This is a genomic window from Mycobacterium kyogaense (assembly GCF_036946525.1).
Taxonomy (GTDB): domain Bacteria; phylum Actinomycetota; class Actinomycetes; order Mycobacteriales; family Mycobacteriaceae; genus Mycobacterium; species Mycobacterium kyogaense_A.
Map to the genome: position 1 here is coordinate 18,968 of NZ_JAQIIY010000031.1, position 12,511 is coordinate 31,478.

13 protein-coding genes and 1 pseudogene are annotated in these 12,511 nt (G+C 68.0%); 6 read left to right on the forward strand and 8 right to left on the reverse strand.

The window, feature by feature from the left end; genetic code table 11:
• Positions 1-2: 2 nt before the first annotated feature.
• The 3 genes and pseudogenes from PGN37_RS23295 to PGN37_RS23305 all read left to right on the forward strand — a co-directional run bounded on the left by PGN37_RS23295 (position 3) and on the right by PGN37_RS23305 (position 2,553).
• Positions 3-1,391, forward strand: coding sequence for an MBL fold metallo-hydrolase (locus PGN37_RS23295; RefSeq protein ID WP_335333359.1), 1,389 nt, complete (start codon positions 3-5; stop codon positions 1,389-1,391).
• Between the two features lie 3 nt (positions 1,392-1,394).
• Positions 1,395-2,244 (forward strand): annotated as a pseudogene (locus PGN37_RS23300) (sulfite exporter TauE/SafE family protein).
• Between the two features lie 36 nt (positions 2,245-2,280).
• On the forward strand, positions 2,281-2,553 hold the full coding sequence (locus tag PGN37_RS23305) for a metal-sensitive transcriptional regulator (protein ID WP_335333360.1): 273 nt from the start codon (positions 2,281-2,283) through the stop codon (positions 2,551-2,553).
• A gap of 14 nt (positions 2,554-2,567) precedes the next feature.
• On the opposite strand, the gene PGN37_RS23310 is transcribed toward PGN37_RS23305, so the two are convergent.
• The 6 genes from PGN37_RS23310 to PGN37_RS23330 form a co-directional block, all read right to left on the reverse strand.
• Positions 2,568-3,614, reverse strand: a complete 1,047-nt coding sequence (locus tag PGN37_RS23310; RefSeq protein WP_335333361.1) for a sulfate/molybdate ABC transporter ATP-binding protein — start codon at positions 3,612-3,614, stop codon at positions 2,568-2,570.
• A gap of 31 nt (positions 3,615-3,645) precedes the next feature.
• Positions 3,646-4,458: a sulfate ABC transporter permease subunit CysW gene (gene cysW, locus PGN37_RS23315; RefSeq protein ID WP_335333362.1), complete on the reverse strand. Its 813-nt coding sequence runs from the start codon at positions 4,456-4,458 to the stop codon at positions 3,646-3,648.
• Positions 4,455-5,303, reverse strand: coding sequence for a sulfate ABC transporter permease subunit CysT (gene cysT / locus PGN37_RS23320; protein ID WP_335333363.1), 849 nt, complete (start codon positions 5,301-5,303; stop codon positions 4,455-4,457). Before cysT ends, cysW begins: the two co-directional genes overlap by 4 nt.
• Positions 5,300-6,328: a sulfate ABC transporter substrate-binding protein gene (locus PGN37_RS23325; protein WP_335333364.1), complete on the reverse strand. Its 1,029-nt coding sequence runs from the start codon at positions 6,326-6,328 to the stop codon at positions 5,300-5,302. The genes cysT and PGN37_RS23325 overlap by 4 nt, the downstream gene beginning before the upstream one ends.
• Before the next feature lie 127 nt (positions 6,329-6,455).
• The gene (locus tag PGN37_RS27375) at positions 6,456-6,548 is read right to left on the reverse strand and encodes an Ms4533A family Cys-rich leader peptide (protein ID WP_370464399.1); all 93 of its coding nucleotides are present in this window, start codon (positions 6,546-6,548) and stop codon (positions 6,456-6,458) included.
• 120 nt (positions 6,549-6,668) lie between these two features.
• Entirely contained in the window at positions 6,669-6,896 is a 228-nt protein-coding gene (locus PGN37_RS23330) for a hypothetical protein (RefSeq protein ID WP_335333365.1), read from the reverse strand.
• Positions 6,897-6,995: 99 nt separating this feature from the next.
• Between PGN37_RS23330 and PGN37_RS23335 the strand changes: the two genes are divergently transcribed.
• The 3 genes from PGN37_RS23335 (at position 6,996) to PGN37_RS23345 (ending at position 10,882) form a co-directional block, all read left to right on the forward strand.
• Positions 6,996-8,981, forward strand: a complete 1,986-nt coding sequence (locus tag PGN37_RS23335; RefSeq protein ID WP_442933002.1) for a glycoside hydrolase family 15 protein — start codon at positions 6,996-6,998, stop codon at positions 8,979-8,981.
• Between the two features lie 76 nt (positions 8,982-9,057).
• Positions 9,058-9,315, forward strand: a complete 258-nt coding sequence (locus PGN37_RS23340; protein WP_335333367.1) for an ANTAR domain-containing protein — start codon at positions 9,058-9,060, stop codon at positions 9,313-9,315.
• Between the two features lie 100 nt (positions 9,316-9,415).
• Entirely contained in the window at positions 9,416-10,882 is a 1,467-nt protein-coding gene (locus PGN37_RS23345) for an APC family permease (protein WP_335333368.1), read from the forward strand.
• On the opposite strand, the gene PGN37_RS23350 is transcribed toward PGN37_RS23345, so the two are convergent.
• Together PGN37_RS23350 and PGN37_RS23355 are read right to left on the reverse strand one after the other, a co-directional pair.
• Positions 10,883-11,581 carry a sensor domain-containing protein gene (locus PGN37_RS23350; protein ID WP_335333369.1) on the reverse strand — a complete coding sequence of 233 codons (699 nt, stop codon included), beginning with the start codon at positions 11,579-11,581 and terminating at the stop codon, positions 10,883-10,885.
• Between the two features lie 18 nt (positions 11,582-11,599).
• The gene (locus PGN37_RS23355) at positions 11,600-12,331 is read right to left on the reverse strand and encodes a sensor domain-containing protein (RefSeq protein ID WP_335333370.1); all 732 of its coding nucleotides are present in this window, start codon (positions 12,329-12,331) and stop codon (positions 11,600-11,602) included.
• Between the last annotated feature and the right edge of the window lie 180 nt (positions 12,332-12,511).

The window sequence follows — 12,511 nt, forward strand, 5'->3', positions numbered from 1 at the left end:
CCGTGAAGTTCATCCAGTACTACCTCGACTGCCTGTCGCATGCGTCGTACCTGATCGGCGACGAGACGTCCGGCCGCGCAGTCGTCGTCGACCCGCAACGTGACTTGGCCGAGTACCTCGCCGACGCCCGCGAGCTGGGCCTGCACATCGACCTGGTGGTAGAGACCCACTTCCACGCCGACTTCCTGTCCGGGCACCTCGAACTAGCCGACGCCGCCGGGGCCACCATCGTGTACTCGTCGGTGGCGACGCCCGAGTTCGACGTCCTGGGCGTCGAGGACGGGCAGCGGTACGCACTGGGCTCGGACGGCGGAGTCACCCTCGAGTTCCGCCATACTCCCGGCCATACCCCCGAGTCGATGAGCGTCGTGGTCTACGAGCACGCCGAGGATGAGGTGCCCTACGGCGTGCTGACCGGCGACACCCTGTTCATCGGCGACGTCGGCCGACCCGACCTGCTCGCGTCGGTCGGCTACACCCGCGAGGAGCTCGCCACGATGCTCTACGACTCGGTGCACCAGAAGCTCATGACACTGCCGGAGGACACGCGCGTCAACCCCGCCCACGGCGCCGGCTCGGCGTGCGGCAAGAACCTCTCCACGGAACTGTCGTCGACGATCGGCGAGCAGAAGCGGTCGAACTACGCGCTGAACGCCCCGGACCGGGAGACATTCATCGCCCTGGTCACCGAGGGCCAGCCGCCCGCACCCGGCTACTTCGCCTACGACGCCACCCTCAATCAGAAGGACCGCGCCCTGCTCGACGAGGATCAGGCGCCCCCCGCGCTGACCTACGAGGAGATGACGGACCGGTTGCACTCCGGCGCGGTGCTGGTCGACGGCCGCAGCCCAGTCCAGTTCGCGCAGGGCCACTTCCGTGAGGCCATCAACATCGGACTCGAAGGCCGCTACGCCGAATTCGCGGGCTCCGTGGTCACGCCGGACAACGACATCGTCCTGATCACCGACCCCGGCTACGAACTCGAGGGCAAGAACCGCCTTGCTCGCATCGGATTCGACCGCGTGATCGGCTACCTGGCGGACCCCGAACAGGCGATGCTGACCCACCCCGAGCAGGTGCAGGTCGCATCCCGGCTGTCCGCCAAGGACTTCGATAAGCGCGCAGCTGCCATCGTCGGACTGCAGATCGTCGACGTCCGCAATCCCGGCGAGACCGAGGCGGGCATGATCCCCGGCGCGATCAACATCCCCGTCGGTCAATTGCCGAACCGGTTCACCGAATTGAACACCTCGGCACCGACGGTCGTCTACTGCGCGGGCGGCTACCGCTCCTCGGTGGCGGCAAGTGTGCTGCGCCGCAACGGCTTCGCTGATGTCAGCGACATCCTCGGCGGCTTCGGCGCGTGGGCCGAGATCACCCAGAACGCCTGAGCCGTGATCGCGCTGACCGTCATCCTCGCCCTGGGGGTCGGGCTGTCGCTCGGCCTCCTCGGCGGGGGCGGTTCGATCCTGACGGTGCCGTTGCTGGCCTACGTGGCCGGCCTCGACGCCGCCCACGCGATCACGACGTCACTGGTGGTGGTCGGTGTGACCAGCGCCGTCGGCGCACTGTCGCATGCCCGCGCCGGACACGTGCGGTGGCGCTCGGGACTAATGTTCGGCGCGGCAGGCATGGCCGGCGCCTACGCCGGCGGCTGGGTCAGCCAGTTCCTCCCCGGCTCGCTGCTACTGGTCGGCCTGGCGGCCGTGATGATCACGGCGGCCATCGCGATGCTGCGCGGCCGCTCCGCAGAGATGGTGGACTCCCCCCACCGGCCGGCCGCGTGCGCTGCTGCTGCAGGGGGCGGCCGTCGGCCTCGTCACCGGCCTGGTGGGCGCCGGGGGCGGATTCCTGGTGGTGCCCGCGCTCGCCCTGCTGGGCGGTCTGCCGATGCCCACCGCGATCGGCACCTCGCTGGTGGTGATCGCCATGAACTCGTTCGCCGGTCTGGCAGGTCATCTGTCGGCCACGACGATCGACTGGCGATTGGCGGCAGCGGTGACCGTGGCCGCGGTGGTCGGCGGCGTGGCCGGGGCCAGGCTCACCGCGCTCGTCAGCGTCGAGGTCCTGCGCATCGGGTTCGGCTGGTTCGTCCTGATGATGGCGTCGCTGATCCTCGCCCAGGAGATCGGCCCGCTCGTCGGCGCACTGACGGCGGGGCTCACGGTGGTGTCGGGCGCCCTGTATGCGTCGTGCCGGTTGGGATACTTCTGTCCACTCCGGGCGTTATACCCCCGTGGGTAAGATCGTCGACACCCCCGAACCCCGAAAGGAATCGTCATGGTCGGTGACGAAGAAGCGATCGGCGCTGTCTTGAACAGACTCCGCCGCGCGCAAGGCCAGCTGGCCGGCGTGATCTCGATGATCGAGCAGGGCCGGGAGTGCAAGGACGTCGTCACGCAACTGGCCGCGGTGTCCCGGGCACTGGACCGCGCCGGGTTCAAGATCGTCGCGACGGGCCTGCGGGAGTGCGTCGCCGAAGGCAAAGCCTCCGACGGCTCACGCGAGATGAGCGTCGACGACCTGGAGAAGCTCTTCCTCTCTTTGGCCTGACGAAAAGGCCTGACCTAGGAGATCTGCGCAACCTCGGCGACCGCGGTCTCTGTCGTCGCCTCTTCTGGAAGCTGCGGCACCCGGGTGGCACGGACGAAGACCGTGTCACCGGCCTTGAGTCCCAGCGCCTCCGCATCGCCGCGAGTGATCTGCGCGGTGAACGGCGTGTGGGTCGCAGCGTTGGTGAGCTCCACCCGCACCTCGAAACCGAGCATCACGATGCGATCGATGACCGCTTTGGTGACACCGGCGGACTGCACGGAATCGTCCGTGCTGGCGATCGCCATGTCCGAATTGCGGCCCACGCGGATGTCGTGCGGGCGCACCAGCGCGCCGTTGAGCGTGGACACCGCACCGAGGAAACCCATCACGAACGCGTTGGCGGGCCGGTCGTAGACATCGGTGGGTGAGCCCACCTGCTCGATGCGGCCCTTGTTGAGCACCGCGATCCGATCGGCGACGTCGAGCGCCTCCTGCTGATCGTGAGTGACCAGGACCGTCGTGACGTGGACCTCGTCGTGCAGGCGTCGCAGCCATGCGCGGAGGTCCTCGCGCACCTTCGCATCGAGCGCGCCGAACGGCTCGTCGAGCAGCAACACCTGCGGGTCCACGGCGAGCGCGCGAGCCAGCGCCATGCGCTGACGCTGACCGCCGGAGAGCTGGTTCGGATAGCGGGTCTGGAATCCGGCGAGCCCGACCACCTCGAGCAAATTGTCGACCTTGTCCTTGATCTCGGACTTCGGCCGCTTGCGGATCTTGAGCCCGAACGCGACGTTTTCGCGCACTGTCAAATGCTTGAACGCCGCGTAGTGCTGAAACACGAACCCGATGCCCCGCTTCTGCGGCGGCACGTCGGTGACGTCACGACCGTGGATCGTGATCGTGCCCGTGTCCGGTTCGTCCAATCCGGCGATGGCACGCAGCAGCGTCGACTTACCCGATCCGCTGGGCCCGAGCAGCGCCGTCAACGACCCGGCGGGAACGACGAAGTCGATGTTGTCGAGCGCGGCGAAATCGCCGTAGCGCTTGTTGGCGCCGGAGACGGTGATCGCGTGGGTCATGACGGTGTGACTCCCGGGTCGTGGTCGATGTTCATTGTGCGGCCTTGGCCCGGCGGGCGTCGAGGATCACCTGAGCGACCAGGACGAGTACGGCGACGGTCATCAACAACGTGGCGATCGCGTAGGCGCCGTATTCGGCGCCACGGTTGTAGCGGTCGGCGACCAGGAGCGTCAGCGTCTGCGATTGGCCGGGCAGGTTCGACGACACCATGATCACCGCGCCGAATTCGCCCAGGGTGCGGGCAATGGTCAGCACGATCCCGTACGTCAGGCCCCAGCGGATTGACGGCAGCGTGATGCGCCAGAACGTCTGCCACCACTGCGCGCCGAGTGTCGCCGAGGCCTCCTCCTGGTCGGTGCCGATTTCGTGCAGGACCGGCTCGACCTCGCGGATGACGAACGGGACGGTGACGAAGACGCTGGCCAGCACGATGCCGGGGAAGCTGAAGATGATCTCCAGGCCGAAGTCGTTCTCGACGAAGCCGAACAGCCCCGCCGATCCCCAGAGCAGGATCAGCGCGACACCGACCACCACCGGCGACACCGCGAACGGCAGGTCGATGACGGCCTGCAAGACGCTCTTACCGCGAAAGCGGTTACGCGCCAACACCAGCGCGGTCGGTACACCGAACACCACGTTCAAGGGCACCACGATCGCGACCACCAGCAGAGACAGCTCCAGCGCCGAGATCGCCGCCGGAGTGCCGATCGAGGCGAAGAACTCGCCGATGCCGGGCGAGAAGGTGCGCCACAGGATCAGGCCGACGGGCACCAGGACGAGGATCGCGATGTAGGCGATGGCCACCCATCGCAGCAGGAGCTTGACCGCCGGGGACAGGATCACGGGGCGAGCTCCTCCCGCTTGGCCGCCCGCGCCCCGAGAGCACGCAACACGAACAGCACGGCGAACGAGATGACCAGTAGCACGATCGAAATCGCGGCGGCGCCGACTTTGTCGTCGTTCTCGATGAGGGTGCGGATCCACTGCGAGGACACTTCCGTCTCCCCGGGCACGGCCCCGCCGATGAGGACCACGGAACCGAACTCACCGATCGCCCGCGAGAACGCCAAGCCCGCGCCGGACAGCAGCGAGGGCAGCAGCGCGGGCAGGACGACCTTGAGGAAGATCACGCGATTGGTGGCGCCCAGCGACGCGGCCGCTTCCTCCACCTCTCGGTCGAGTTCGAGCAGGACCGGTTGCACCGACCGCACCACGAACGGGAGTGTGACGAACAGCAGCGCGATGCCCACACCCCACTTGGTGTGCTGCAGGTGCAGCCCGACCGGGCTGTTGGGCCCGTAGAGCGCGAGCATGACCAGGCTGGCCACGATCGTGGGCAGGGCGAACGGCAGGTCGATGACGGCGTCGACGAGTCGCTTGCCCGGGAAGTCGTCGCGGGTGAGCACCCACGCGACGATCAACCCGAACACCGCGTTGATCAGCGTCACTCCCACCGAGATCGTCAACGTCACCTTGAACGATTCGATGGCCGCGTTGGAGGTGATGGCCAGCCAGAAGGCGTGCCATCCCCCAGTCGCGGACTGCCAGACGATCGCCGCGAGCGGGAGCAGCACGATGACCGACAACCACAGCGTCGCGGCGCCCACGCGCAGCGACGTACTGCCGTGCCGGTTGCGCCCCCGCGGGGGCGCACTCGGTGCTGTGGGCTCGACGGCGATCGACGTCATCCCGTGGCCTGCTTGTAGATCTTGGTGATCGAGCCGTTGTCCTTGTCGAACAGCGCCGGGTCCACGTCACCCCAGCCGCCGAGGTCGGCGATCGTCCACAGCTTCTGCGGCGTCGGGAAATCGCCTGCGAACTGCTCGGCGACCGCAGGGTCGACCGGCCGGAAGCCGGCCTCGGCCCACAGCTTCTGCCCCTCGGGGGTGTAGAGGAAGTTCTTCAGGGCGTTGGCCTGCTGCTGGTGCTGCGACGACGTCACCACCGCGACGGGATTCTCGATCTTGAAGGTCTGCGGCGGGTTGACGTGCTCGACGGGCTTGCCCTGCCGCTCCACGTTGATCGCCTCGTTCTCGTAGGAGATCAACACATCACCGGTGCCCTGCAGGAAGACGTCGGTGGCCTCGCGGCCTGATCCGGGCCGCGTCTTGACGTGCTCGGTGACCAGCTTGTTGACGAAGTCCAGTCCGGCCTGGGCGTTCTTGCCGCCGTCGCTCTTGGCCGCGTACGGCGCGAGCAGGTTCCACTTGGCCGAGCCCGAACTCAGCGGGCTCGGTGTGACGACCTCGACGCCGGGCTGCAACAGGTCGTCCCAGTCCCTGATGTTCTTGGGGTTGCCCTTGCGCACGACCAGCGACACGACCGAACCGAAGGGGACACCCTTGGTGGCGCCGGCGTTCCAGTCGTCGGCCACCTTCTTGGCTTTGACCAAACGGGTCACGTCGGGCTCGACGGAGAAGTTGACGATGTCGGCCGGCTTGCCGTCGACGACCGCGCGGGACTGGTCGCCGGAGGCGCCGTAGGAGGTCGTCACCGCCACGCCCTTGCCCTCGGGGGTGGCCGCGAACGCGGGGATGATCTTGCTCCACCCGGGTTCGGGCACCGCGTAGGCGACCAGCGTCAGCGTCGTGTCGGCGTCGGACCCGCCGCTGTCGCCGGCGACGTCGCTGGAGCCGCCACCACCGCACGCCGCGACGAGCGAAGTGGTCAGAGCGAGCGCGGCTACCGCGCGCCAGCGGTTGTGGAGTTTCATGGGCGACCTTTCCGGGGTTCTACGAACGTGGTGCGGAGTCCGGTCACGCGGAAGGTGGGGGGCAAACCGTGCACGAAGGGCACGAGACATCGTTGCCGTACACCTGACCGCCGAACGGGGTGAGGAGTCAGCAACAACAACAAACGTCAGCCACGGCGGAGAAACCCACGGCAATGAGGGCCACGATGTGACCCCCGTTGACGCCGCTCGCCGTCTGCATGGCGCGAAGAATAACACCACCCGGCGACAGTGGGTGGTCAGCGGGTGAGGACCCACATCAGGATCACGAGGACGATGAGTGCGATCAGCGCCAGCGTCACCCGCGAGCGCGGCATGCCGCTCACCGGCCCTCCACCCGGTCGTCCTCCACATCGGCCGGCGATTGCCCCTGCGGCCGGCGCAGGTGGGCCTGCAGTTTGGTCCCGCCGTCGACGACGGTGTCGAGCACGACAGCCGCCCCGTAGGCCAGCGCCAGCACCACCGGCATCACCACCACGGTCTGCAAGACGAACGGCAACCCGGTGAGCCACAGTTCGACTCCGTCCCACCAGCCCAGGAATCCGCCCACCGGCCCAGACTAGGCGTCCTGGCGGTTGAGTAGACGACAGGGCGCCGCGCAGTCGATGATGGGCAAATGTCGCAGCCCAGCGAGGCCCCGTCCGACTCCATGTCGAGCGCCGTGAGCGCCAACGGAGAGTCGTCCGCGTTCGCCCTGGCCACCGCCCCGGCGTATGCCAGCTCGGCCCCGCTGCGCAATCCCTTCCCGCCGATCGCGGACTATGCCTTCCTGTCGGACTGCGAGAACACCTGCCTGATCTCCTCGGCGGGGTCGGTGGAATGGCTGTGCGTCCCGCGGCCGGACTCACCGAGCGTGTTCGGCGCGATCCTCGACCGCGGCGCAGGCCACTTCAGGTTGGGCCCCTACGGGGTGTCGGTCCCCGCCGCCCGTCGCTACCTGCCGGGCAGCCTGATCTTGGAGACCACCTGGCAGACCCACACCGGCTGGCTGATCGTGCGTGACGCGCTGGTCATGGGTCCGTGGCACGACCTGGAACGACGGTCGCGCACCCACCGCCGCACCCCGATGGACTGGGATGCCGAGCACATCCTGTTGCGCACGGTGCGCTGCGTCAGCGGCACCGTCGAGCTCGTGATGAACTGCGAGCCGTCGTTCGACTACCACCGCACCAGCGCCAGCTGGGAGTACTCGGCACAGGCGTACGGGGAGGCGATCGCTCGGGCGACGAAGAACCCGGACTCCCATCCCACGCTGCGGCTGACCACCAACCTGCGGATCGGGCTGGAAGGTCGTGAGGCGCGCGCCAGGACCCGGCTCAAAGAAGGCGACAAGGTCTTCGTCGCGCTGAGCTGGTCGGGCCACCCCGCGCCGCAGACGTTCGACGAGGCCGCCGACAAGATGTGGCAGACCAGCGAGTGTTGGCGGCAGTGGATCAACGTCGGCGACTTCCCGGACCATCCGTGGCGGTCCTACCTGCAGCGCAGTGCGCTCACCCTGAAGGGGCTGACCTACTCCCCCACCGGCGCGCTGCTCGCCGCGCCCACCACCTCGTTGCCGGAAACCCCTCAGGGAGAACGCAATTGGGACTACCGCTACGCGTGGGTGCGCGATTCCACGTTCGCACTCTGGGGTCTCTACACGTTGGGCCTGGACCGTGAGGCCGACGACTTCTTCGCGTTCATCGCCGACGTGTCGGGCGCCAACAACGGCCAGCGGCACCCTCTGCAGGTGATGTACGGGGTGGGCGGGGAACGCAGCCTCGTCGAAGAGGAACTCAATCACCTCTCCGGGTACGACAACGCCCGTCCGGTGCGGATCGGCAATGGCGCCTTCGACCAGATGCAGCACGACATCTGGGGCACGATGCTGGATTCGGTGTACCTGCACACCAAGTCCCGTGAGCAGATCCCCGAGACGCTGTGGCCGGTCCTCAAGGAGCAGGTCGAGGAGGCGATCAAACACTGGCGCGAACCCGACCGCGGCATCTGGGAGGTGCGCGGCGAACCACAGCACTTCACGTCCAGCAAGATCATGTGCTGGGTGGCGCTCGACCGCGGGTCGAAACTGGCCGAACTCGAGGGCGAGAAGTCCTACGCCCAGCAGTGGCGGGCCATCGCCGAGGAGATCAAGGACGACATCCTCGCGCACGGCGTCGACTCCCGGGGCGTGCTCACTCAGCGTTACGGTGACGACGCGCTCGACGCCTCCCTGCTGCTCGCGGTGCTGACCCGGTTTCTGCCACCCGAGGATCCACGCATCCGCGCCACCGTGCTGGCCATCGCCGAGGAGCTCACCGAGGACGGCCTCGTACTGCGCTACCGCGTCGAAGAGACCGACGATGGTCTGGCGGGCGAGGAAGGCACGTTCACGATCTGTTCGTTCTGGCTGGTGTCCGCACTGGTGGAGATCGGCGAGATCCATCACGCCAGGCATCTGTGCGAACGCCTGTTGTCGTTCGCGAGCCCGCTGCACCTCTACGCCGAAGAGATCGAGCCGCGCACCGGCCGGCACCTCGGCAACTTTCCCCAGGCGTTCACGCACCTGGCGCTGATCAACGCAGTGGTGCACGTGATCAGGGCCGAAGAGGAGGCCGACAGCTCCGGGGTGTTCCAGCCCGCGAACGGGCCTGTGTAACGGGGCGGTCCCGGTTTTGCGTCTGCCTGCGCGCAACACTTTCCGCGTGGCCGGGTGCGGGTCGACCATCGACGGCATGAATGTGCGCTCAGACGACACTTCTCGTCAGGTCATCGACATCGCTGTGGGCATCCTGATCGGCGTCCGGGGCTACTCGCGGAGGGAGGCGTTCGACGAGCTGGTCCGCGTGGTCCGCGAGACGGGCACGGGATTGGGCAGTGCCGCCGCGGGATTGGTCGCAGTCGCCACCGGATCGTCGACGGCCGAGCAGTTCGCGGCGTGGGGCGATGTGGTGGGCGGCCGCGTGCGAACACCGTTGTCTTCCATCGCCTGAATTCGCCGCGACTCGCAATCGCGCTGATTGCAACTCTGCGGAACGAGGCAGCGCCGGCGTTACTGTCCGTCGACCTGTTGCCCGGCCTCGAGGACGAACCATGGCGAATCGGATTGACGACATCGGCGATGCACGCACCGCCACCGACGCGGGAAACTCCCTGTCCCACCGTCGATTACGGGGCACCCTCGGCGTGTGGGGCATCGTCTTCGTCGTGGTGGCTGCGGCGTCTCCGCTGGGCGTCATCGGTGGTCCGGTGCCGCTGGGCATCGCCAGCGGCAACGGGACGGGCTTCCCCGCGATCTTCATCGTCAGCACCGTTCTGGTGCTGCTGTTCGCGGTGGGTTTCACGGCGCTGACCCCGCATGTGCCCAACGCCGGCGCGTTCTACTCCTACATCGGCAAGGGCCTCGGCCGGGTCACCGGCTTCGGTTTCGCCTTCGTCGCGCTGATCTCCTACCTGGCCCTCGAGATCGGCGTCTACGGGTTGATCGGCCAGGGAGCGCAGGCGCTGTTCTCGTCCTACGGCGCACCCGAGATCCATTGGGGCGTCTGGGCGTTGGTGACCCTGCTGGTCGTGACGGTGCTGGGGCACCGCAACATCGATCTGTCCCGCAACGTCCTGGGCGTCCTGTTGATCGCCGAGGTGGCGATCGTGCTCGTCCTGGACGCCGTGGTCGCGTTTACCGGCGGTCACGAGGGACTGTCGACCGGCTTCCTGTCGCCGTCCGAGATCACCTCAGGCGCACCGGGAATAGCGCTCCTCTTCGCCTTCTTGAGCTTCATCGGCTTCGAGGCCACCGCGGTGTTCCGCGACGAGGCGCGCGACCCCCTGCGGACGATCCCTCGCGCCACCTTCGTCGCTCTCCTGCTGATCGGGGTGTTCTACACGGTGTCCACGTGGGCCCTGATCACGGCGTGGGGTGACAGCAGGGTGGTCGAGCAGGCGGCCGCTGATCCGTCGGGCCTGCTCCCGGGAGCCACCGAGGAGTACCTGGGTTCGGCAGGCCTGCACATCGTGCAGGTGCTGTTCGTCACCAGCCTGTTCGCCTGCATCCTCTCGTTCCACAACGTGGTGGCGCGCTACGTCTTCACCCTCTCGAACCGCAACGTGTTCCCGGGTGCGCTCGGTGAAGCCCACCCGCGCCACGCATCGCCGCATCTGGCGTCCGGGATCGACGGAATCGTGGTGCTGCTGTTCGTGATCGCCGGCATTGCGCTCGGCCTCGATCCGGTCACCCAGTTCTACACGTGGCTCGCCGGCATCTCGACGGTCGGCATCATCATCCTGCTGATCGCCACCAGCGCAGCGGTTCTCACGTTCTTCGCCCGGCGGCAGCGTACCGGCGCCTCGGATGTCTCGGTGTGGCGGGCATTCGTCGCGCCGGGCATCGGCCTCCTCGGCCTGATCGCGGTCCTGCTGCTCGTCTTCCAGAATCTGCCGACGCTGGTCGGCGGCTCGACACCGATCGCGATCGGCGTCGTGGCGCTGCTCGTCGCAGCATTCGCAGGCGGCGCCGCGATCGCTCTCAGACGTCCGAACGTCACCCTCGACGCAGGCGAATAGCTATCCGGCGTTGGCGACCATCGCCGTTGCGATCTCAGCGGCCTCGCCGTTGATTCGGTAGGCGCAGGCCCACGCTTCGACCGTCGCGTTCGACACCACGGACAGAGCATGCTGACACTGCCAGCCCGCCGCGCCTTCCTGCTCTGTCGTCTGTGTGAGCAGAGGCGCCCCGCCTTCGGTCACGTCCACGTCGACGGCACCCAGCGCCCAGCTGTAGTCGCCGTCGTTGGTGCCGACCGACTGGTTCGCGCACCCCTGCCATGTCTGTGACGATGACTCGAAGAAGGCTTGCGCGTCGTGCGCCGCCGGGTACAGCACCGCGGTCTGCTCGACCCAGTGCTGGTTGTCGTCGTCCGGTTCGCGGGCCACCCGGTCACGCACTGCCGTCCAGCCCGTGTCGGCATAGACGGGCTCCTCGGCTGCATAGACGGCGCCGAGGCAGCCGACATCGGACACGCTGTCGGAGTGGTCGGTCATCTCGTCCACATCGCCGGCGACCTGCATCTGGCTGCTGCCCATGATCCCGTTGACCTCACCGATGCTGAGCAGCAGCCGGTCGAGCGCGGCGTCGTCGAGCACGGGTACGTCGCGGCCTGCACCGTCGGCACGGACCGCTGCACCGTCGACAGTGCTGACGCATCCGGCAAGCACGGTCGACGCCGCCAGCAGGACACCGCTCACCCACGGGACAGGTCTCACGGCGTCATTCTCGCACCGTCAGCGGTGCGCAGCGATCTTGTTCGCGATCAGCTCGGCCACGCCGACAGCGGACCGATCCGGGCCCGCTGCGGGGCGCGGATCGGTGATCTCGACCTCCACGATGCAGTCGCCCGCCAGGGCGACAGCACGGTGAGCGGTCGGCGACGCGGTGCCCGACGAGGTGTGCAGCACGCTCGCCGACACGACTCGACTGTCGTCGAAGCCCACGTCTGCGATCCTGCTGAGTTCGCCGGCCCCGAGCTGGTCACGGGACACCGTGACGCCGTTGCATCGCCACCACCGCTCGCTGGTGGCGGCGAAGAACGCCTGTGCGGCCGAGGGGCTGCCCATCTGGACGATGCCGAAGAACGCACTGACCGGCGGCCCGTCGAAGGTGCCACCCGCCCAGGAATTGGTGGCCACCGATTGGACGGGGCTGCCGTCGTAGACCGCCTGCTGCATCCTGTACGCGGCGCCCAGGCAGTCCGGCGGTGACGCCTCGCCGGCACCGACACTGCGCAGCAGCATGTCCGGTCCGCCCTGCACGAGGTGGCCGGCGAAGCCGGTGGGCGGGGTGCCCAGTTGCGCCGCCAACTCGGGTGTCGTCGGGAGGAACTGGCCGAGCGGAATGGCCGGTGTCGGTCGAGCCGCTTCGGCGATCCTCACGACGGGTCGGTCGTCCACGGGCGCGGCGGAACATCCGGCGAGCACCAGGCAGGCGCCGGCGAGCGCCGCGAGTTTGATGGACACCCCCCTTCGATAGCACGCGAGGCTCCGCCGCGCGACCGGTTCGGTGACAACCGGCCGGCGCCATGGACTTCGGCTCAGCGGGATCGCAAAGCCGACCGGCGCCGACGTGGTGGCGCAAAGAGGCCGTTGGGCCCTGTCCGCGCAGGTCGGCACGGATGCCGGGTGGCGCAATGTGAGCCG

Excerpts from the sequence above, each read along its gene's own strand:
- cysT (WP_335333363.1), bottom strand. The coding sequence starts at position 5,303 with ATGACGTCGATCGCCGTCGAGCCCACAGCACCGAGTGCGCCCCCGCGG.
- PGN37_RS23335 (WP_442933002.1), top strand. The coding sequence starts at position 6,996 with ATGTCGAGCGCCGTGAGCGCCAACGGAGAGTCGTCCGCGTTCGCCCTG.
- PGN37_RS23345 (WP_335333368.1), top strand. The coding sequence starts at position 9,416 with ATGGCGAATCGGATTGACGACATCGGCGATGCACGCACCGCCACCGAC.
- PGN37_RS23325 (WP_335333364.1), bottom strand. The coding sequence starts at position 6,328 with ATGAAACTCCACAACCGCTGGCGCGCGGTAGCCGCGCTCGCTCTGACC.
- PGN37_RS23340 (WP_335333367.1), top strand. The coding sequence starts at position 9,058 with ATGAATGTGCGCTCAGACGACACTTCTCGTCAGGTCATCGACATCGCT.
- PGN37_RS23305 (WP_335333360.1), top strand. The coding sequence starts at position 2,281 with ATGGTCGGTGACGAAGAAGCGATCGGCGCTGTCTTGAACAGACTCCGC.
- PGN37_RS27375 (WP_370464399.1), bottom strand. The coding sequence starts at position 6,548 with ATGCAGACGGCGAGCGGCGTCAACGGGGGTCACATCGTGGCCCTCATT.
- PGN37_RS23310 (WP_335333361.1), bottom strand. The coding sequence starts at position 3,614 with ATGACCCACGCGATCACCGTCTCCGGCGCCAACAAGCGCTACGGCGAT.